The 22,462-nt window shown below is 48.5% G+C and carries 17 protein-coding genes; all 17 read left to right on the forward strand.

Going from position 1 to position 22,462, the window contains the following annotated elements:
* Nucleotides 1-17: 17 nt before the first annotated feature.
* Nucleotides 18-8,174 carry a phage tail tape measure protein gene (locus tag E0E29_RS08945; protein ID WP_242622437.1) on the forward strand — a complete coding sequence of 2,719 codons (8,157 nt, stop codon included), beginning with the start codon at nucleotides 18-20 and terminating at the stop codon, nucleotides 8,172-8,174.
* A 54-nt stretch (nucleotides 8,175-8,228) separates the two neighbouring features.
* Nucleotides 8,229-9,014 carry a phage tail domain-containing protein gene (locus E0E29_RS08950; RefSeq protein ID WP_130849582.1) on the forward strand — a complete coding sequence of 262 codons (786 nt, stop codon included), beginning with the start codon at nucleotides 8,229-8,231 and terminating at the stop codon, nucleotides 9,012-9,014.
* A gap of 15 nt (nucleotides 9,015-9,029) precedes the next feature.
* The gene (locus E0E29_RS08955) at nucleotides 9,030-12,998 is read left to right on the forward strand and encodes a tail fiber domain-containing protein (protein ID WP_130849583.1); all 3,969 of its coding nucleotides are present in this window, start codon (nucleotides 9,030-9,032) and stop codon (nucleotides 12,996-12,998) included.
* Nucleotides 12,999-13,008: 10 nt separating this feature from the next.
* Nucleotides 13,009-13,188 carry a hypothetical protein gene (locus tag E0E29_RS08960; RefSeq protein ID WP_130849584.1) on the forward strand — a complete coding sequence of 60 codons (180 nt, stop codon included), beginning with the start codon at nucleotides 13,009-13,011 and terminating at the stop codon, nucleotides 13,186-13,188.
* A 23-nt stretch (nucleotides 13,189-13,211) separates the two neighbouring features.
* The gene (locus tag E0E29_RS08965; RefSeq protein WP_130849585.1) at nucleotides 13,212-13,598 is read left to right on the forward strand and encodes a hypothetical protein; all 387 of its coding nucleotides are present in this window, start codon (nucleotides 13,212-13,214) and stop codon (nucleotides 13,596-13,598) included.
* Nucleotides 13,599-13,633: 35 nt separating this feature from the next.
* Complete coding sequence (locus E0E29_RS08970; RefSeq protein ID WP_130849586.1) at nucleotides 13,634-14,038, forward strand: phage tail fiber protein; 405 nt, start codon at nucleotides 13,634-13,636, stop codon at nucleotides 14,036-14,038.
* Between the two features lie 13 nt (nucleotides 14,039-14,051).
* On the forward strand, nucleotides 14,052-14,975 hold the full coding sequence (locus E0E29_RS08975) for a hypothetical protein (RefSeq protein WP_130849587.1): 924 nt from the start codon (nucleotides 14,052-14,054) through the stop codon (nucleotides 14,973-14,975).
* 16 nt (nucleotides 14,976-14,991) lie between these two features.
* Entirely contained in the window at nucleotides 14,992-15,282 is a 291-nt protein-coding gene (locus E0E29_RS08980) for a hypothetical protein (protein WP_130849588.1), read from the forward strand.
* Between the two features lie 14 nt (nucleotides 15,283-15,296).
* Nucleotides 15,297-15,680, forward strand: a complete 384-nt coding sequence (locus E0E29_RS08985) for a hypothetical protein (RefSeq protein WP_130849589.1) — start codon at nucleotides 15,297-15,299, stop codon at nucleotides 15,678-15,680.
* A gap of 127 nt (nucleotides 15,681-15,807) precedes the next feature.
* Nucleotides 15,808-16,899, forward strand: a complete 1,092-nt coding sequence (locus E0E29_RS08990) for a hypothetical protein (RefSeq protein ID WP_130849590.1) — start codon at nucleotides 15,808-15,810, stop codon at nucleotides 16,897-16,899.
* 80 nt (nucleotides 16,900-16,979) lie between these two features.
* Nucleotides 16,980-17,510 (forward strand): hypothetical protein, encoded by a 531-nt coding sequence (locus E0E29_RS08995; protein ID WP_130849591.1) that lies wholly within the window; start codon nucleotides 16,980-16,982, stop codon nucleotides 17,508-17,510.
* 13 nt (nucleotides 17,511-17,523) lie between these two features.
* Entirely contained in the window at nucleotides 17,524-17,931 is a 408-nt protein-coding gene (locus tag E0E29_RS09000) for a hypothetical protein (RefSeq protein WP_130849592.1), read from the forward strand.
* Between the two features lie 19 nt (nucleotides 17,932-17,950).
* Complete coding sequence (locus E0E29_RS09005; RefSeq protein WP_130849593.1) at nucleotides 17,951-20,044, forward strand: DUF6273 domain-containing protein; 2,094 nt, start codon at nucleotides 17,951-17,953, stop codon at nucleotides 20,042-20,044.
* 240 nt (nucleotides 20,045-20,284) lie between these two features.
* Complete coding sequence (locus E0E29_RS09010; protein WP_130849594.1) at nucleotides 20,285-20,473, forward strand: Arc family DNA-binding protein; 189 nt, start codon at nucleotides 20,285-20,287, stop codon at nucleotides 20,471-20,473.
* A gap of 32 nt (nucleotides 20,474-20,505) precedes the next feature.
* Nucleotides 20,506-20,970 carry a hypothetical protein gene (locus E0E29_RS09015; protein ID WP_130849595.1) on the forward strand — a complete coding sequence of 155 codons (465 nt, stop codon included), beginning with the start codon at nucleotides 20,506-20,508 and terminating at the stop codon, nucleotides 20,968-20,970.
* Nucleotides 20,971-21,006: 36 nt separating this feature from the next.
* Nucleotides 21,007-21,183 carry a DUF6273 domain-containing protein gene (locus tag E0E29_RS19235; protein WP_423202453.1) on the forward strand — a complete coding sequence of 59 codons (177 nt, stop codon included), beginning with the start codon at nucleotides 21,007-21,009 and terminating at the stop codon, nucleotides 21,181-21,183.
* Nucleotides 21,184-21,324: 141 nt separating this feature from the next.
* The gene (locus E0E29_RS09020) at nucleotides 21,325-22,404 is read left to right on the forward strand and encodes a reverse transcriptase domain-containing protein (protein WP_242622438.1); all 1,080 of its coding nucleotides are present in this window, start codon (nucleotides 21,325-21,327) and stop codon (nucleotides 22,402-22,404) included.
* Nucleotides 22,405-22,462: the final 58 nt, after the last annotated feature.

Here is a 22,462-nt window from a genome sequence, read left to right on the forward strand (position 1 = left end):
AAAAGGTGGTGAGAGATGTGGACGAAGATCTGAAAATTGTATTGACCAGTGAGCTGGAGGCTGATGAAGAGGCTTCCGCACAACGTATTTCTGCGCAACTTCCCAACATTGCAAAGCTGATCAATTCCAAAAGCAGCATCAAGGTTGGTGTAACTCTGGACGAAGCTGGTATTCAGTCTCAAACTCAGCGGATTACTCAGCAAATCGCCAGAGCAACAAAATCCCAAAGCGTTGGTGTTTCTTTGAGCTTGGATCAAAGCTCTGTCAACAAGATTAAGACTGAGCTTAATAATTTGAAGGTCAGCCCCGACATCTCTCGTGCCATGACTGATCAACTGGATCAAATGGGTATCCAGATTGACCGAATCACTGGCCGCTGGGAAGCGGTGAACGGCGAAGAGGAACGTATGCTGAATCTGACCATTCAGGGTACGGATCAGATGCAGAGAACCGTCACGTATCTGCAAACCTATAATGCGGAGACGGGCGAAATCAATACCCATTTGACCAATGTGACTGCAAATCTGGAGCGTCAGCGCAGAGAGCAGGAGCAGGTAGCGGCTCAGGCCAAGAAGGACAATGAATCAAGGGTTTCATACTTGAATCGCCAAAAGGCTCTTTTGGCTGATATTCAAGCCGCTTATGTCGGTCAAACTTCTGTAAAGCCGATTACGGATAGCGCTCATTTGACAGCGCTGAATGATACTTACGCCGCAGTCAATGCCCGGATTGAGACCATGATTGCCGCCGAAGGGCGGCTGGATAATGTTCAACGCTCTAATCTGGAAGCTCAGATTTCCGGCTTGCAGCGTTTGGTCAAAGAGTACCAGAACGCCGAGTATGTAGCAACCAAGCTGAGAACAAAGGACATCGGTTCTATCAAGGCCGATCAGCTTTCCGGGCTGGAAGCCTTGGAGAAACGACTGGAATCTGCCGGAACACTGACCGACACGTTTAAGAGTAAGATCGACGGATTGAAGAAAACTTTGCAAGGCGTCGGTACCAAAGATCAGTTGGTAGCTTTCCTCAACAGTTTTGACCAGCTGAACAATGATGTGGCTGTCTTCCAGGAGCGGCTGCGTGGTGCGAACAAGATCTATACTCAGTTGATCTCTCTGGACAAGCAGATTACCTCTGTTCAGTCTTCTATGACAAAGCTGAATACCAGCGACGACAAAAACAAGTTGCTGGCTTTGCAAGGTCAACTGTCTGTGCTGAATAATCAACGGGCGGCTCTGGAGGCACAGCTGGTTCCCTATGCTGATATTATTCAATATGCGAAGCAGGCGACGGCTCTTGAACAGAGCCGTCTTTTGAATGGTACCCAACTGGTTTATACCCAGATGGAGCTGGCTGACAAAGCGCGAGATTATGATGTCGCAATGCAGAGTATCCCGTCTACCATTGCTGATTTGCAAACGAAGTTTAGCCAGGTGGTGGCCCCCACAGAAAATCTCGTGCAGAATATGAGACTGCTCCGGGAGACAGCGGCACAGTATGGCGCTGATATGGGGGATAGGGAGAAGGTTGCGACATATGAGCGGCTGCAATCTCTGATTGGTGCTTGCAGTAAGGAAATGTCTGAACTTCTCCGCGTCCAGCGTGGTGATGTCAACGACTTCAAGTTTACTCAAAACTTGGAGAAAGCAAAGGCGGATTTGGAAACAGTTGGAAGAACGTGGAGTGCATTGAAGCAAGATCCCGGTCTTAATGCGCAATTTCAACAGCTGAGTGAAAACCTCAAGCGCGTTGACAATCAGATGGATTTGAGAAAATGGACGGCGCAATTTAGCACGTTCAAATCTGAGGTCAAAGCTGCTGGAAAGAATATGCAGTCTTTGGGCGACATTTTGAAGAACAACGTAGGTAAGGTACTCCAGTGGGTATCTGCTACTACGCTTCTCTTCCGTGCGTTCCGGCTGCTGAGATCTGCACTTACTACGATCGTTGATCTGGATACGGCCATGATTGACCTGCAAAAAGTCACGACCGCGACCAGAGAGGAGTATGACCGTTTCTATCATAGTGCCAATGGCACAGCCAAAGCGCTGGGTGTAACCACTGAGGAAGTTATTTCTCAGACGGCGGAATGGGCACGACTGGGCTATGCTATGCAAGATGCCGCAAAGCTGGCAGAAAACTCTGCTATCTTTGAAGCTATTTCTCCCGACATGGATATTACCCAGGCGACAGACGGCTTGGTAAGTATCATCAAGGCTTACGACCTCGATGTTGAAGACTCTTTGGATGGTATTATCTCCAAGGTCAACGAAGTGGGTAATAAGTTCGCCGTGTCCAACGGTGATATTGTGGAGGCTATGACCCGTAGCTCTGCTGCTATGGCTGCTGCAAACAATACATTTGAGGAAACGGTAGCTCTGGCGACCGCCGCTATCGAAATCACAAGAGACGCGGCGACGGTTGGTAACGGTCTGAAAACCTTGTCAATGCGTATCCGTGGCTATGATGAGGAGACGGAGGAATACTCCGCAGACGTGTCCGAATTGACCGGTACGATTGCCGATCTTACTAAGGTCGCAAGCAATAATAACCGGGGTATCAGTTTGTTTGAGGCGGACGATCCCGAGACTTATCGTTCTACCTATGACATTCTGTCCGATATTGCGGATATCTGGGATGAGCTGACCGATAAGAATAGAGCTAACCTTTTGGAGGCTTTGTTCGGTAAACGGCAGGCCCAGATTGGTGCCGCGATTTTGTCCAACTTTGATCAGGCGCGTAGTGCCATCGTAAAGATGGAAGAGAGCGCCGGCAGCGCAGGACGCGAGATGGACAAGATTACGCAATCGTTGGATTATAAGCTGAATGCACTGAAAGAAACATGGGTTGGTGTGGCTCAGAACCTGTTCCAGACCGACGATATGAAGCTCGTTGTTGATGCTTTGAACCTTGTTTCCAACGGGATTGACGAGCTGACGGAGAAGCTGGGATTGTTTGGTACAATCGGTCTTGTTGGTGCGATTGCGTTGATTTATAAATTCCGTGCCGAAATGAATATGCTCCAGAGCACTGTCCTTCCGGTGACAGAGGCTATAAGAGCGTCTGGCGTGGTTATGGACGGTAGCGCCACAAGTGTACAGTATTATGCTACTAAGCTGATGGGACTTGATAAGTCTCAGCGTGCGGCAGCAATGAGCGCACTTGGACTGACTGCGGAGCAGAAGAAGCAGGTCATGACAATGACCAGTCTGATTGCTTCTGCACAGAGATATACGATCCAAGAGTTGGCGGAAAAGGCCGCTACGGATAAAACGACTGCTGCTACGCTTGCCAAGAATATGGCGAAAGCTACCGAGAAGCGGACGACCGAGCAGATTACCGCCGCAATGATGACCGAGATCCTAAACTCCAAGAAACTGACGGCTGCTCAGAAAGAAGCAATCGTTGCTGCTCTGCAACAGACCGCAGCGAATGAGAAGCAGGCATTTTCTTTGAAGGTTCTCGGTGCCAACGCCAAGGCCGCATTTGCGGCGATGGCGACTAACCCCATGACATGGATTACCCTGGCAGTTACTGCTGTCATGGCTTTGGCTCAGGTATGGCAAAGCGTAAAGCAACGGGCAGAAGAAGCTCGTCAGTCTATGACTGAGGCTGCGGAGGCGGCTAATGATCAGCGTAATTCGCTTGCCGATCTGATTGCAGAGTATAAAGAGTTGGCAACTGCCGGTGACTTCGACTCTTCTGCCAGAGAGACGGCGAAGCGTATCCAGAAAGATATTACGGATCTGGTTGGGGCGCAGGCTGATAATCTTGATCTGGTTAATGGCAAGCTGGATGACGAGATCAAGAAGCTCGACAACATTAAACTGCAAGCAGCGTATGACGCCAGAGATACTTTGGATACCAAGTACCGTGATGCAATGTCACGATATAACCAAGGTATCAACGCTGAAGGTTCTGGAACGAATTTCCTTGGCGTTGTTACTGACGCAGGTGGCATTGACCAGATTTTGCGAAAGATCGGTTATGTTAATGATGCGTGGGAAAATGTCAACGGGCAAATCAGTATTAGCTATGCACTGGCAGGAAAGAACGCAGAAGAAGTCCTGGCAATGTACAAAGAACTCCAGCACGTACTTTTGAGTGACGATAGTTGGCAAAGCATGGCTGATAGCTGGCTTGGGGACTCATCCCAAGATGTCCTCAACAACGTTCAGCAGCAGATTGAGTTTTATCAGGGACTCGTAGACGATTATAACTCCGCTCAAGAGAACTTCCTCAAAAATGAGGCGGTCATTGACCTTGGAGAGACGCTGAAAACTACTGATATCAATACTCAGGATGCTTTCGACGGATATATCCAGGGGATCAAGGATAGCACGGAGTATTCTGAGGCATATAAGAAGATTCTTTTGGAGCTTGCCAACGATACCTTCCCGGAGTTCAGCGGAGCAATGCAACAGGCCACAAACAACGGTGGCACTTCTGTATATATCGCACAGCTGGAAAAACTGACCGATGTTATTTCGGGGTTGCAGTCTTCGTATGATGCTTTGGCGTCTGCCGAAAGTGATATGGCCGGTGGCGGCGGATTGTCTGCTGAAACTATTGAGTCTCTTGCCGGTGCTGAGGAAAAATATCTGGACTACCTCTACGAGGAGAACGGCGTCGTAAAGCTCAACACAGCGGCATGGAAAGAAAACGCTAATGCTAAAATGCAGGGCGAGATGGACGAGATCCAAAAGGAGATCGACTCGCTTCAAGAGCGTAACGCCACCCTGCAAGAGAGCATTAAGTATTACGAGGAGCAGCGTAACCTTGGCAATGATGGTGGTCTGTGGTCGGGCATGATCGGCAACGCTACAGAGGAAATCAAGAAAAACAACGAGGCGATTGCTGAAAACCAGGGCAAGTTGGCGATCTACAGCAGTTTGTACGGTTCAATCACCGGTGATCTGGACGCATATACTTCTGCCTTGCAAAACTTCTCGAATGTTGCAACTACCATTGATACTATCTCTGATTCTTTCCGGACGCTTGCAGATTTGCAGGCTGGGGTAGCCAACGGGTTTACCATGTCATTGGATAAGGCTTTGGAGTTCGCCAAGGTCTATCCTGAGATCATGAACAATGCCCAAGTAGCGGCTGATGGTCAGATTATCCTTAACGAGGGCGTAGTAAACTCTTTCATTCAAGGCAAAAAGGCTGAATTGGATGCTCAGATTGATGGGCAAATTGCCCAGCTGGAAGCTGAAAAGGCAGTCTTGCAGGCCAAGATGGAAGCAGCTCAGACGCAGCTTGACCTTGCCAAAGCGGTTGCTGAGGGTGAGGGAGATATCTCAAAAGAGCTGGCGGAGTATCGGATCAATGCCGGTAATGCTGTTGCTCAGGCTCTGATTGATGCTGGCGTTGATGAGGCGACTGCGTTTAAGCTGGCGGCGGCTGCTATGGCTCAAAATGCGGAAGAGTTCAACCGGGTAGCGGCTGAGGTCTGCACGGATGTAAATGGCAACTTTAATCAAGCTGCCTATGATCTGGCGCAGACGATGTACAACAACCTGACCAGCGTAAAGACGGATCTTGCTTCTGTCGCAAAGCAGGCACACCAGACAGCTAAGGCTATTGCTGGTGTTGCAAGCGGTACAGTAGCTGGATCGGCTGACGTACGAGGTGGGTCTGGTGGTGGTACTGGCGGTAGTGGCATTAAGCTCAACCTGACAAGCGGTAGCTTTAAGGGGACAGAATATTCCTACACCGCTAAGGAAAGCAATCTGGAGGACTTTATTTCCCAGATTGAACTGGATGTTTCCAAGTACCAAGACGCGATCAGCCAGATTGATGGACAAATCGCGGCTTTGCAGGCGTTGAAAAATACGCCTTTGAAGAGTTTCAAGAGCGATACGAAGTCGGGTAGCAGCTCTAAGAAAGATGTCGAAGAGTATGTCGCTACCATTGACGACTATCGAGAGGCGGTTGAACGGCTGCGCAAGACACAAGAGGCCAGAGCGGAGCTTGAAACCAAAATTGATAACTCTGACGATTTGAGAGAGAAAATCCTTTTGGAGCGTCAGCTGATCGGTGCCTATCAGCGTGAGCAAGAGGCGCTGCAAAATCTGAATGACCAAAGGGAAAGCACGATCTCTTCCAACGTTAAGGCGCTGCGAAATCTGGGGTTCGAGGTACAGTATAACGCCGATACCAATGAACTTTGGATCGCAAACATGGAGCACCTGAATGAGCTGGTGGCCGATAGTAAGGGTGGATACGACACTCTGCAGGAGGCCACAAATGGTTTGAGGAAGGAAACTGAGGATCTTATCAATTCTCTGACGGACTTGAACGAGGAAAATCGTGACGGTTCGGAAAGTTGGAAAGAACTTGGACAGGATATCAAGGAAGCCCGTAAGCAGATTACGGAGCTTCTGGATGGTATCGTTGAAGAGGCTTCCGACGCGGTTGATACTATCCAAAATGTTTATGACACACTCCATGACGCGGCGGACGAGTATGCCCAGAGCGGGTTCATTACCGTAGATACTTTGCAGAGTATTATCGGGCTTGGGCAGAAGTACGTAGCGTACCTGATTGATGAGAATGGGCAGCTTGTCATCAACGAAGAGCGCATCCAAGCGGTTATTGCCGCACGGACGCAACAGATGGCGATTGAGAGTTCTTTGGCCTATGTAGAAGCGCTTCGTATGGCAAAGTCTGAGGGCGATATCGCAACTCTGAATAATTTGCTATATGCAACCGAACAGGCTACTAACGCAACTTGGGGATTGGTCTATGCAAATCTGGCTTTGGCTGGACTGGACGAAGATCAGTACCAAGCTGCGTTGCGGAATATCAATGCAATTCGGGCTATGGCGGACAGCGCCGTACAGAGCATTGGTAAAACCGTGGGTGGCGTGACGGACGAGTTAGAGGAGATGCAGAACGGATTGAACGACATCCTCGATTATGTAATGGATATGCTGAAACAGCGTATCCAAGATCAGATTGACGGATTGGAGGACATGAAGGATGCGTACTCTGAAATTATCGACCTGAAGAAGCAGTCATTGGAGGCCAGCAAAGACGAGGCAGATCACCAGAAGACCATGGCATCTAAAATGCGTGAGATTGCGAAGCTGCAAGCTCGTATTGATATGCTTTCTCTGGATGACAGCCGCGAAGCTCAGGCTGAAAAAGCGGCGTTGCTCAAAGAACTGAGTGAGCTTCAGTCTGATTTGGCCGACGAACAGGCGGACAGAACACTGGAGGCTCAGGAGGACGCTCTGGATAAGATGGAAGAGTCCTATCATGACGAGAAGGATAAGGAAATTGGGATTCTGGAAGACAGTATCTCTTCTCACCAGAAGCTCTATGATATGGCAATCTCTTATATCGAGTCTCACTGGGATACGCTGTATAGCGAGCTGATCAGTTGGAACACGCAGTATGGTGATGTGCTGAACAGTGATATTACGAATGCTTGGGATAACTGCTTGGCTGCTGCACAACGGTATGGAAGTTACGTGTCTGCTCTGGGAAGTATCGGAGGAGACATCAAGGCCACGCAGTCCAGCGGAACAAATTTCCAAGTTGGGAATGCTACCTACGACAATAGCTCCAGCGGTGAAGATATGATCCATGCGATCATCAAAGAAATGTATGCAAACAGCAAGCAGCACGCTTATGAAGATGCTGCCGGCAAGCTCTATCTGAACCGGCGCAATCTTGAGCTTGGCGCACAGCTGGCACAGTATGGCATTACTGCGGTGCGCGGCAGTGATGGTGTTTGGTACGTAGATCGCGTGGGTGGGCAACTGCTGTACGATAAGTACAGAAAGTACACCTATCATGAGGGTGGCATTGTCGGCGGAGGAGATATCAAGTCCAACGAACAACTCTCTCTGCTGAAAACCAAGGAGTGGGTATTGAGCGAACAGATGGTGGACAATCTGACCACACAGATGGATCGTATCAATATGCTCTCTGACGCAATGAGTGATCTGCCGGATTATGCTGGCAAGTCTACTTTGTCTGATGTGATGAAGCAGGTAGGCGGCAGTAAGACGGTAAATAATATCACCAACAACAGCAGACCCATTGAAGTGCAGATTGGCGATACGATCATTCATGGTGCCGACCAGTCTACGGTTGATAAGCATATCAAGGTTACACGCGATATGGTCAATCAGATTGGACGGCTCATTGGAATCGGGAGATAAGATTGGGACGCCCAATTTCGGGCGTCCCTTTCATATAGCAAGGAAGGGAAGACAATGTTCAAAAGCTATGAATTTACCTATGCTGGTATGCCCGCTTCCATGTTTGGTATGTACATTGCGGATATGTCCAGCAATAAACATAGTGCCAATAGTTTTGGCAATAAAGCAAATCTGGTGGAGACGCGGCTGGCAAATCGTGTTGCGCCGATCCACTATGGTGTGCGATATAACGATAGTCCGTTGAGCTTTACGTTGATTTTCGGAGCAGATCATAAGTTGGATCGCTATGAAATGCAGGCGGTTTCAAAATGGCTGACAGGGTATCAGGAGTACCAATGGCTCAGTATTGATCAGCCGGATATGGAGCATATTCAATTCCGGTGTCTTGTTCAGGAACTGACGCCTATTCATCTCAGCTGGGTGCCTATGGCGTTTGAAGCTAAAATCATCTGCGACTGCCCATATGGATATAGTTATCCATTTGCGAAGACCTATCAAATCAGCGGGGGAACAGCGGTGCGGTTTTACAACGACAGTACCTGCATGGAAAAGTTGCGCCCAGAAATGTTGGTCACTCTTGCTGCCGGCTGTACCAGTTTTGCAGTAAAGAACAAGACGACCGGAGCAGAAATGCGGTTTGATAATTTGCCGGGAAGCAGTTTGTCTATCCGCGTTGACAATGAGAACCAGGTAGTTACCGAGGAAGTTTCTGGCTACGATCTTTATGAACACTTCAATTTTGTGTTTTTGGAGTTGGAACCCGGAGACAATGAATTGGTATTCACTGGAACTGGGAGCGTAACGATCAGCGGTCGATACCTTTATAACGTCGGAGCATAAGAAAGGAGGCCAGAGGTGTATCTGGATTATTCTAAATTGGAAGCCAGCCAGATTAAGCAGCCCACTTTGCGGTTGCAGACTCTGGCCGGTAAAGAGCTTGGGGTTATCCCTTGGGTCAGCAACCTTAATTTTGAATTGAACTATGCGGATGTAAGCCGTGTTGAGTTCGATGTCCCTCGGCATTCCGATGGGAAAATCAATCCGGTTTATCGTCTGCTGACCAGCTACAAAATGCTGTTTACCGAACAGCTTGGTATCTACATTCTTCAGAGGCCGGCTACATCAGGTGACGGTGTATCTGAGGTAAAGCATATTACCGGATACTCTATTGAGCAGCTTTTTGAGAAAAAGAAACTCTATTTGGAAGAAGGAACGTATAACTTCTGGAATCCTGTTCAGCCGGAGGATACTATTCTGGGCCGTATTCTGGAATTGGATACGACATGGAGTATTGGGTATGTTGACCCCAAGCTGATTGGATGTTATCGCACCTTTGACGAGTACGATAGCGATGCCTTGAGTTTTTGCTATGGTAGCGCTATGGAGAAGTATAACTGCACGATTGTGTTTGACGTGTACGCCAGGACAATTAGTGCTTACGACGCGGGCAAAAGCCGTGGAACCGTACCTATCTATCTGAGTTATCAGAATTTGGTGGACGCGGTTGATCTGGAAGAGCTTACCGATGATATGGTGACAAAGCTCCATCTGTACGGATCGGACGACCTGAGTATTCGGGATGTAAACCCGATCGGCACAGACTACATGGTAAACCTGTCATACTTCATTTCCAACGGCGATTTTGATGTGATCGCCGAGGGCAGCACAGTTACTTTGGCCGAGCGCGTCAAGAGCTGGAATGCTGCAATTAAAAGCAACCAAACTCACTACACCAATCTGGTAGCAGCACGGGCATCCAGAACCGCCCAAAGGCTGGCGGAGGAAGTGACACTCGCTTCGCTGAAAGGCGATTTGGAAGTCCTGACTACGCAACAAAGCGTAATTATCCAGACAATGGCTCTGGAATCCACTGCCGCTGGAAAGACAAGTCAACAGCAACAGCTGACAGAGATCAATGAGAAAATCTCTGCAAAGAACTCTGAGATTGAGGCGCAAGAAACAGTGATTGCGAATTTGCAGGCAGAGATTGATCGGTATACCACTGATATTCAGGGTGTTGTAGAGCAGCTGTCTATTTCCAAGTATTTCACAAAAGCCGAACAAAAAATCCTCAACCACTATTTGATTGAGGGCGAAGCGGCAGAAGAAACTTTCGTTGCGACCGATGTAGATACATCGGCTTCTGGTGCCATCTCCACATTGCAGGGGGAGGTTACATTGACCGGGGCTGATATTGCACAGGCAAGCCTTAACGGTAAAAGTATGTATGCTATTGCGGGCGGCGTTTTGAAAATTGCCAGCGCAAAGCTGACGGCAGACATTGTGCGTGGTACTTTGGAGGTTAATCCAAGTACAAACGAATATGTACTGACGGTGTACATGGGATCTACGACGTTTGATGAGCATAGCTTCCCGAGCGGACTTGTTACTGCATCCGGCATACTTTCTCAGTTCAGCAGTGATATTTCTCCTGTTTCTCAGGATGGGGTAACGGAGAACAAAGGCACCCAGATTTCTTTTGAGGCGGGCACATCCAAGCTGTTTTTCACAGTAAATGTGAACGAGTATCAAAAATATTCTGTGGCGCAAGAGCTGTACGCATTTGGCGAAGAGCTTTTGGATGAATGGGCATGGCCTGTTTACGAGTTTTCCATTGATACGGCTAATTTCTTGTTCCAGAAAGAGTTTGAGCCGTTTAAGAATAAATTGGAGTTCGGCAAGAGCATTTATCTGAACGTCGGTGATGGTGGTGTGATCGAGCCGAAGCTGATCGGGGTAGCTCTGGACTTTGAGAACCCCGAGAAGTTGACATTGACCTTTTCTAACCGTTTCCAAAAACGTGACGTAGTTGCGAATTGGCTGAGTGAGGTCAATAAGGTCAGTGCGTCCAGCCGCAGTTTTGATACCAGCAAATACCTCTACAACAGAACTGCGAATAAGACTACTCAGGTTTCGCAGTTTATGGAGAACGCCTTGAATGCGGCAGTAAACACCATTATTGGCGCAAGTAATCAGAGCGTTGTGATCAATGGTGCGGGTATCCAAGTGGGCGGTGACAGTAAGTATCAACTGCGTATCGTGGACAACATGATTGCCATGACTGACGATGGTTGGAAGACTGCTAAACTGGGTATCGGTCGGTTTTACTCCGATGCGAAAACAGGTCTCAAAGATGATAAGGGTAACGATATCCTGATTGGAGAGACATGGGGTATCAATACAGAACTGCTTGCGGGTAGTCTCATTATTGGTAACAACCTCGTTTTGGAGAACGCCAACGATAACGGCGTAATGCAATTCAAGGTGGACGCCACCGGAGCGTGGTTGTATAACGCCTCGTACATTATGCAGCATGACGACGGTGGCCTGATGATCTTCGATCCGAAGTATGGTATCGTGGCCGGCAATAAGCTCCTGTTCAATACTAACGGTACAACCGTGACCCCGGAGTTTATTGACGATTGGGGCGATATCAAGTTCGATGCGGACGGTATGCCTGAGAACGCAAACTTCTATCTGGATCTTCGAGACGGCAGCGCTTATTTCAGAGGAAGAATCAAGGCCGACTCCGGTTCGATTGGCGGGTGGGAACTGGCCGAGAATGAGCTTCATTGTGGATCAAACTCTACTTTTGTTGCCCTCAACTCTTCCAAGGATACCAATTCGCTGTATGCGATTTGGGCGGGTGCTACAAAACCTGAGAATGCAAAATTCTGGGTAAAGCGAGACGGCACACTGCACGCAAGAGATGGCGAGTTTAGCGGTACGCTCTCTGCCTCAAGACTGAGCGGAAATCTGACAGCCGATCCACAATCTGGTGGATGGCTGAAAGGCTGCGGTATTGATGTAAACAACGGTGCGTTCTATGTCGATCCGTCCGGCAATGTCACTATGAAGGGCAGCATCAATATGGCGGACGGCAGCATTACTTGGGGCAGCGGCAACAGCCCGTGCTTGGTGTTGTATTGCAGTATTGCCGCCTCACCTCCTACCGGGTCATACAACTCGTATCCGTCCAGGGGAAGTACCAGTTGGCACAAGTCTATCAATGACGGAGATCTCTATGCTTCTTATACCTACGATGGCGGAGTGACCTGGACTTCGGCGATTAAGATTCGCGGTGAAGACGGCCAGAATGGTAAAGACGGCCAGGATGGTATGGACGGAAGCGATGCGACCGTCAATGAGCGAAACGTTTTTAATGTTTTGACAAATGGCGGTACAAAGTTTGGCGTTTTTAGTGATTCTTCGACACGCAAGCTGTATATCAATGCAAACTATATTCGTGCAGGTCAGATTGACGCCGATTTGATCACTCTTGGCAGTGATTATGGTGGATTCTGTTGCGCGAGGGGCAGCGACGGCGTGAGTTTTACTTACGGCGCTAAAATGTACGGAAGTGATGATGAATACTACTTTATTGCGACCAACAAAGGTGTGCGTATGCAGGCACCGGATCATGGTTTTACCATTACAAACAATGGTTTGTTTGCTGATGAAGAGATCTCGGTCGGATCTGATAGGAGATTGAAGCAAGCGATCGAGTACAGAATGGACAAGTACGAGAATTTCTTTATGAAGCTGAAACCTGCTCAGTATCAGCTAAAAGCTGGAAAGTCTAAGAGACTTCATACTGGATTTATCGCGCAGGACGTTGAGCGTGCATTGTTGGAAAGTGGTTTGACGACGAATGACTTTGCCGGCCTGACAATTACTCCTGTCCAAGAAGTCAATCCCAAAGACGGTATTGATGACGTTTTCTATCGTCTACGGTATGGGGAGTTTATCTCTTTGAATACCTACATGATTCAAACGCTTTACCGTCGCATCTCCGAACTGGAAGAAAAAATCAAGTCTTTGTAAGGAGGACTATATGAAGGATCAAGTTATGCAGCAACTGGGATTCGTGCTGAATGCGCTGAACAATGTCTATGTAAAAGGCAAGGCGAATTTGGCAAATCTGAGTGGTAGTATCGCCATTCTCGAAGAGGTTGCCGACGTTTTGAACAATGCGGAAATTGTTGAAGCTACTTCAAAATCCGCTGAAAAATAATATTTGAAAGGGCGGTGATAGGTATGAATTGTGATTACAGCCCTTACTCACTTCCTACCATCGACTTTGTGGGAGGATCAACGCAGGAACTTGTGTTCCACACGTTCTTTTCACAAAACAAAAAGCCGTTTGATCTATCCTCCTGTACGGCCAGTTTTGCGTTGATCAATTTTGTCAACAAAAACGGATCACCGCTTATTGCCAAACCGATGGAGGTTAGTAAGAGTGAGGACGGCGACGGAACTGTAACAAATGTTCTGCGTGTGGTGTTGCTGCCAGAGGAAACGGTAGATCTGGTCGGTAAGTTTATCTATCAGATTACTATTCAGGATATCTCAGGGGAAATTGAGATCCCGGATCAGGGTATTATTCGCATTGCGAACAATATCAACAAAAGTTTCCTCCATTAAGCAACAAAGAAAATCATTGAGAAAGGATGAGGACGATGAATACGACCTATTTTCTGAATTTGGTGTCAGGCAACGTGTTTGGCTCCAAGAAAACCCCGGCTTTGCCTGAGAAATATTATCTGGGTCTGAGTAGCGCCGCGCCTGCTCTGGATGGCAGTGGCGTTGTTGAGCCTGGTGAGGGCGCCGGCTATGCTCGTGTAGAGCTGACTTCTTTGAGCGCCCCTGTTAATGGTGTCGTGACCAACAATGCTGCGATTGATTTTGCGGAGAGCACTTCCGAGTGGGGCACTATGACCCACTTTGTTGTTTACGATGCTCTGACTGGTGGCAACCTGCTGATGTACGGCGAGCTGTCTGCAAGTCGTCGTGTTGAGGCTGCAACCATCATGACCATCAAGCTGGGTTCTCTGAACCTGTCTGTGGTGAACCCGACGGCATAAGGAGCGATAGGAGATGAAGGAGTACGATATTTTCCTGAAACAGCGTTTGACTGAAGGTTCAATCATCGTTTACTCCCTCCCATTTCGTGATGGCGTATCAGCTGTAAACAGAGTAGTTTTGCGGGCGATGCTGTCATATTTCAGCCTGCAAAAGAAAATTGCAGTGGCAAATCAATCTGCTCTGTTGTCGGAGATCGACGAGATGCTGGCTACGGTCAGTGAGAAAATCGGTGATCAAGTTTGTCTGGAAGCGAGCGCCGCACTTACTATCAAGTATCGAAACGAACTGGAGCAGGCAGCGATGAGGCTGGATATCCCAGCTTTCACGCTGTTTGCCCAGAGTTTCTTTGCCTTGGAAAGTCAAATCGGTATCAAAGTTAGCCAGCCGATTGCTTATGCTAAGAGTTCCCTTGGCGATGCGCAGAGTGCAATGGCGATTGTAGCAAAAAGTCTTGCGGAACAAAAGCAAGTCTTTGACACTATTCAAAATCAGACTGTTTTTGGTGCAAATGATCTTGCATTTCGGAAACACGATTTTGAGTCAGGCAGTAGTGCGATCGGTATTGACCAGACAAGCCCGGAGCTGCTTTATCGCTATACAACAGGAATGGAGGCCGCATTTGCGATTGCGGCAAGCATTGGAGAAACAGAGTTCCACTATTCTCTGGGGGACGGTAGCAATGCAATCGGTATTGAGACTTCCGAACCAGAAACTATTGCAGAAAAGAAACTGCAAATTGGTAATGCTATCGAAGTGTTCTACGAACTGGTTGTCGAGACGATCAGCTTGTTTGCTGTGTCAAATGATGCAGAGATCCTAATGACACTGAATGCGGGCATGAAGCGCTACCGCCTGTTGTCAGATCTGGACGATAAAACCTTGGCAGAGATCGACGATATGACTCTGGAAGAGTTGGACTTTGTTGTACTTGCTTAGGAAAGGAGTAAGAAAAATGTCACAGGCACATTTGGGTTGTTTTAGCGGGACTGTGACGCCGAATGTCAATATGCTGGATATCTTCAAACAGAATGAGCGTGCGGATAATCCCAATAGCATTTTGAACTTCGGTCAAATGTCGCTGCGGAAGCTCAGTATGATTTGCCCAGAAGGAACGAAAGTGAAAATCAACGGGAAGGAGATCCCACTGATCACTGGTATTTTTGAGCTGGGCATGGATCAGATTAACATTACGTCTCTGGAATTTTCTGAGGCGGTTAATGTCAATATTTACTATATGTTCTGAGAGGAGGCACAATTATGGCTGATTTGAGCTGGATTTCTGCCTTGACTAATCAGGGCGGAGGCGGCGGTTCTTCTGGCGGTGTTTCTGACTATGACCAGTTGAAAAACCGCCCTGTAACAAACATTGCAGGAACCGGAACTGTAATCAGTGCTTTGGAGACCGGTGTTTACAATATCGAAGGTACGTGGAAACTTACACCCGATGATATTGAGCGTGAAACATTGGCTGATGACCTGTTCTATGTAATGAACAATGGCGCGGAAAGCAAACTGACATGGATCAGTGCTGGTCAGATTAAAACCTATGGCGTCCCCGTTGGCGGTACTGCTGCTGATATTACAGAAGGATCTATTGCTACTACTGAGGAAGTAGTACGCAATATGGTAGGAGTATTCTGATTTCGTGCCAGTCGAAAAAGCTGCAAAGAAAATCAATTTCATGCAAACGGGCAACAATCTGGATGCAGAGATGTTTTCTTTACAAATATATCAATCCACAATACGTGAGAAGAAAGGATGAAATGCTATGACTGCAAACTACAAACTCGTGTACCATGGTAACAAGGCCAACCTGCCTGCCGTTCGTGATGCTGGTAGCTTCTACCTGACTGACGACACCCGCGAGCTGTATTTCGGTGACAAGAAGTACGGTGAGGGCGTCCGTCTCTATACCAGCGCTGAGGGTAAGCCTGCCACTCCTGCCGAGGGCGTGATCTATGTCAATACCGATACCGGTGTTGGCGAGGTCTACAATGGCTCCGCTTGGGTTGTTGTGATCAAGGGTTATGCTACCGCTATCGGCGAGAACGCTGATGACAGCACTGTGCCTACCAGCAAGGCGGTGAAGGACTACACCGATGCGAAGGTCGCAGAAGTTGCCGGCATTGTTGATGGTCTGGGCGCTCTGGCAAAGAAGGACGAGGTGAGCGAGACCGAGCTGGAGGCTACCCTGAAGGCCAAGATCAACGGCAAGGCTGAACAGACCGATCTGGACGCCGCCAATGGCAAGCTGACCACTCTGATTGGTGCTGATGCCGGTAAGTCTGCCCGTACCATCGCCAATGAGGAGCTGGCTGCCCAGCTGATCCCTGAGAGCGCCAAGGAGTCTCTGAATACTCTGGCCGAGATCGCCGCTTGGATTCAGTCTCACCCCGATGACGCCTCTGCGATGAATCAGGCTATCACCGCCCTGCGGAACCTGGTTGGCACTCTGCCCGAGGGAGCTGTCAGCGACACCGTGGTTGCCTACATCAAGGAGTATACTGACGGCGCTATCGCCGCTCTGAACATCGGTGACTATGCCAAGGCTGCTGACCTGACTGCTGCTATTGGCCGCATCGCTGCTCTGGAGAAGGATACCCACACCCACGCTAACAAGGCTCTGCTCGACACCTACGATCAGACCAACGAGGATCTGAAGGACGCTGTTGCCAAGAAGCACAGCCACGCCAACAAGACCGAACTGGATAAGATCGTTGAGGGCGACAAGGCTAAGTGGGATGCTGCGGCTGCAAAGGCTCACGAGCACGCCAACAAGACCGAGCTGGACAAGATCGCTGAGGGCGACAAGGCTAATCTGGACGCTGTTGTTGCAGCTCTGACTGTCGGTACGTTCTGATCAGGGAATCCGGTAAACTGACCGAGGAGGGAGCGGCTTAGATGCCGCCCCTCCTTTTTCAATTAAAGGAGGTGTACAAATTGTCCCTATTCAACGTAAACCAGACGGTTGCCAGTAAAGCGCGGAATACATCTACGGTTCCGATCAAGGACAAACAATTCCTTATCGTAACTGATTCAGGTGACATCTTTTACGATTCTGACGGAACACGTGTTCAGTTGACGGATATCATCGTCCTGGACACAGAGTCACAACGTCTTGCGCTGACCTCACCGTTCGAGAAGTTCTACTTCGTGAAGGGATCTGGCGCTCTTTGGAGATATAACAGCAGCTCATGGGTCAAATGTTCCGGTGGTGGAAGTATGTCGGTTGACAAGGTGCTGTCTGTTGCGTCTTGGTCAGACAATAAACAAAATATTGAGATTTCTGGACTGACGGCAGATCAAAACGGCATCGTGGGCTTGTCTCAGAGTGTGTCCATGGAGGAAAGAGAGGCGGCAGAAACCGCCAGCCTTTATGTTTGTGGGCAGCAGGACGGTTCCTTTACTGTCGCCATTGGTGGAGACAAACCTACGTGTGATATCCCGATCACGGTTATTCTGTTCGGTTAAGGAGGGATGAGCTGTGAGCCAAACAACGACGAACTATGGGCTTATCCTGGAAGACGATTCTTCGACAAAATTTAAGGACTGGCGTGAAGCAATCAACGGTGCATCTAACTCCAACTTCATTAAGGTTGATGAGATTTTGGCGGAGAAAGGCGGCAAGAGCGTGAGTATTGAATGTACGCTGATCGCCAGCTCATGGGCAGGGGTAGATGCTCCGTTTACGCAAGAACTGGCCGTCACTAATCTTGGTGCTGCGCAAAACGGTAATATCTCGGTCGCTCATAGCGCAACTTTTGAGCAACGTGAGATGGCACGAGATGCCAAACTCTGCGTAACCGGGCAGTCTGATGGAAAGCTCATTATCTCAGCAGACGGTGAAATGCCCGATATTGATATCCCTGTGGTAATCACTCTCCTGGGATAAAAGAAAAGGAGGATTCAATATGCCTATTCTTGGCAATTTCCCCTCTGGTGGTGGAGGCGGAACAGGCGGTCTGACCCTGGCCGCTGTGACAGATATTCAGACCTTGGCCGCTGCCGGCAAGGTTTATGTGAAGTGGACTGACCCTGACGATCTGGTTGTGGCCGGCTCCACACTGGCAGCATGGGGCGGCACTCTGCTGGTGCGTAAGGCAGGTAGTGCCCCTGTAAGCCGTCGTGATGGTACGGTAGTTTTGGATAGCAAGACTCGCAATGCGTATCAGAACGAATACTTTTGCGATTCTGGCCTGACAGACGGTGTAACCTACTACTACAAGTTCTTTCCCTACACTACGCAGAGTTCCTATACGGATAGTGCGGACGACGAGTTCAGTAAGACGCCCGCTCCTGTGGCAGTTGGCGATGTGTCCAGCATGAGTGCTGTTGCCGCTGGTAATGGCAAGCTGGCACTGAAATGGAATGATCCTTCGGCTACCGTGGTGAACGACGGTGTAACGCTGGCGACTTGGGCGAAGACTACTGTGGTAGTTAAGGCGGGCGGTTATGCTACTGATCCCGACGATGCAGATGCGGCGTATCGGTTGGCGGTAACGACCCGCAATCAGTATGCCAGTAGCCCGTTGACTGTTACCGGCCTGCAAAACGGAGTGACCTATTATGTGTCGTTCTTCCCGACTTCTACAGATGGAGCGGTAAACACGGGCACTGCCAATCGTGTCACTGGCGTACCTAATCGGCTTGCGATCTCTACGGTTCCCAGTCAGAGTGGTAGCCTGACATATTCGGGCAATTCTCAAAGCCCGTCATGGAGCAACTATGATAGCTCCAAAATGACATTGGGTGGAGTTACAAGTGGCATTAACGCTGGAAGCTATAACGCCACCTTGACTCCCAAAGACGATTATTGCTGGTCTGACGGTAGCACATCTGCTAAGACGGTAAGCTGGACTATCGGTAAAGCGGCAGGCTCTTTGAGCCTGAGCGCGACGAGCGTAGTTCTGAATAGTTCAACAAAAAGCAAAACAGTCATCGTTACCCGTGCCGGCGACGGCGCAATTTCCGCACAAACCAGTGACGCCAGTGTTGCTACGGCTTCTGTCAGCGGGAACGTGGTGACTATCCAAAGCGTGAACGATAAGACTGGTACGGCGAAAATCACTATCAGTGTAGCCGCTGGTACAAACCATACTGCCCCTGGCAGTAAGACGGTCGCGGTGTCTGCGGAGTTCCTTCCTGCTGTCGGAACTGCATTGAACGACTGCTCTTGGGAAGATATCAGCAAGATCGCTGCAGCTGGTTTGGCAAGCACATACTGGTCAGTCGGCGCAACAAAGACCATTACCATCAACGGTACAGTTGGAACACTTTCTCTTTCCAACCTGTCTGTTGATGTTTTTATTTTGGGCTTTGACCACAACAGCTCTGTCGAGGGCAGCAACAGGATTCACTTCCAGATCGGTAAGATCAGCAGTAAGTTGATTGGCCTGATTGACAGTGGCTACAGTAACTATTATACCAATGGTGCAAAGTATTTCAATATGAACCATTGGGGCAACTATAACTATGGTGGCTGGGCTGGTTGTGACCTGCGTTACGATGTTTTGGGTAGTACCGATGTGCCTCCTTCTGGCTACGGTTCTACTGTAACTACATCCAGAGTTGGTTATAACGCAAGTGCCACTTGTGCTACAAACCCTGTTGCGAATACGCTGATGGCTGCGCTTCCTGCTGACCTGAGAGCGGTTATGAAGGGCGTTACCAAATACGCCGATGCCGTTGGCAACAGCTCCAATGTGGCTGCGAATGTCAAGGCATTCACCGACTATCTGTTCCTGCTGGCTGAGTTCGAGGTACAGGGCACTCGTTATTATGCTAACCAGTATGAGCAGAACTACCAGAAGCAGTACGCCTATTACTCTTCCGGTAACAGCAGGGTCATGTATAGACACAACGCTACCGGCTCTACGGCGTGGTGGTGGCTCCGTTCTGCTTATTGCAGCAACCTTTACAATTTCTGCTATGTGAGCACTGATGGCAGCGCCCTCGCTAGCACTGCGAGGTATGCGGCTGCGCTCGCGCCCGGCTTTGCTGTCTAATCCTCCGCAGAGTATCCCAATCCATATCCCGCCCATGAAAATGGGCGGGTTCCCCGATAGGACAGATAAGGTAACAGATACGGAGACAAAAAAACAAAAGCTGAGGCGGCGCTTTGCGCCGCCGACGCGATTTTTAGAAAAATGCCCTATAAAATGCTATCACTTAACAGTCTAAATACTGCATACAAAAGCTGAAAATAGCACTAAAATATTTATGTGCAGGTAAGTGGGAGGTTGAGTATGGCATCAAACAAACGTGTTTTCACGCTGCGTCTATCTGATGAGGTGTTTGATAAGATTGGTGCGCTGGCGACAAAACAGCATCGCTCCATGACAAACTACATAGAGTTTGTGCTTTTGAAACATCTGGAAGAAGTCGAAAAAGCGGAGGGAGCGATTACTGCAAATCAAACTAAGTCAGATGAATAGGGCAAAAGACCATTCACCAGAGAGGTAAAAGAATGTCTGTATTGAAAGCAAGGCGGACTACGAGTAAGGCTGAGTATGTCAATACTGCTAACCAAATCTATGTAGAAACGCTGAATTTTCTCACAAGGATGTCTGCACGGTATTCCAGACTTTTGGCCGAACCTGTGGCTAAGTTGGCTGGAGAAGTAGTGGATCATGCTGAGAAAGCGAACAGTATTTTCCCATCAGACGCTCAGAGAATTGAGTTACGCAAAGCGCATTTGCTGGAAGCAAGAGCTTCCTTAAAAGCACTGGATGTCAGACTTACGCATTGCTATCTCGTGATAATGCAGAACCCCGAGGGAGGTTTTACAACTTCTAAGGGAAATTCAGTATCTCCGAAGGAGGCAACGGAAAAGTTAGACAGAATGGCTGCAAGTCTTGGGGAAATGATTGACAACGAAGATGAGTTGATCAAAGGGACTCTGAAATCGTTAGGGCAAATCAAAAAGAGCTAAATCTTTATTGGGTGTATTTCTGAAAACGTGTCCTTGGTGTTTTCGCCGCCTTTGGCGGCGTGGTGGTGGCTCCGTTCTGCTAATTACAACAACAATAACAATTTCTGCAATGTGAACACTGATGGCAGCGCCAACAATAACAATGCAAGGAATGCGGCTGCGCTCGCGCCCGGATTTTGCGATGCGGGGTCACATGGAGTAACCGATAGGTGAAAGACGACCCTCGCAAAAGGAGAGATACTTCCCTGGGTGAAAATCCCTAAAACTGCCCTTTGACGACCTTACACGGACGCTGCTTGCATGGCGGGGTACTTGCGCTATCCTCGTTTCATGTGTCGGGTCAAAGTAGTTTAGATGGGTACACTTCAAGATGTTTTCAACTATCACGATATGTTCTTCTATGGGAGAAAATGTTGTACGGGTGTCCGTTGGAAACAGAGTACGCAAAACTTTGAGCTTCACTTATTTTCTGGAACAGCCAAGAGACGGCGTGAAGTTTTGGACGGTAAGTGGAAACAAAAGAAATGCGCACATTTCACCATTTCTGAGCGTGGAAAAGTGCGACCGATTGATGCCCCGCACATCGACGATCGGCAGATTCATAAGGTTTTTACAAATGAAGTCCTCATTCCCCTTTATCATCCGGGTATGATTTGCGACAACGGAGCCAGTCAGAGAGGTAAGGGACTACATTGGCATTTCCGTAGGGTAACACAACAGCTTGCATGGCATTACCGACGCTATGGAAGAGAAGGGGGCATATTCCTTCTTGACTTGAAGAGCTTCTTTCCGAATGCTAACAGAGATATCATCTATCGTCGGCATCAGCAAGTAATGTTTGACCCGCAGATTCGGGCAGTAGCAGACGCGATTATTGACTATGCGCCTTATGGCAATGCGCCTGGTAGAGGTATGCCTTTGGGCGTGGAGCCGAGCCAGCAGGAGATGGTGTCTCTTCCAAGTGCGATTGACAACTATATCAAATGCCAGCTTGGTCTTCACTGTGCCGGTCACTATATGGATGACTACTATGTTATTTACCATGATATTGAAGAACTGAAACAGATAGCAAGAGATATTGTTAAAAAGTTTGAGTCTTTCGGTATTAGGGTGAATAAGAAAAAGTGCAAAATCATTCCGCTTACAAAGCCGTTTAGGTTTTGTAAGGCTCGTTTCACATTGACGGAAACCGGAGCAATCAAGATCAATGGTAGCCGTGATGGTGTGAAGCGTGCAAGGCGTAAGTTGAAAATGTTCCATAGGGAATATCTTGCTGGCAGGAAAACACTTTTCGAGATAGATCAATATATGGAATGCCAGACTGCGTACTACAGGCATTTTGACGATCACGGCAGGTTGTTACGGTTGAGGCGGCTGCACTATGCCATGTTTAATCGGTATAGAGAGCAAGAACAACTAAAGAAGTCCGCGTAAAAAATAACTAACAGATTACACTCGAAGCAAGTCTTCGGGTGTTTTCTTATTTGGAGGT

The sequence above is a fragment of the Intestinimonas timonensis genome, from assembly GCF_900626145.1.
In the GTDB taxonomy this organism is placed as follows: domain Bacteria; phylum Bacillota; class Clostridia; order Oscillospirales; family Oscillospiraceae; genus Intestinimonas; species Intestinimonas aquisgranensis.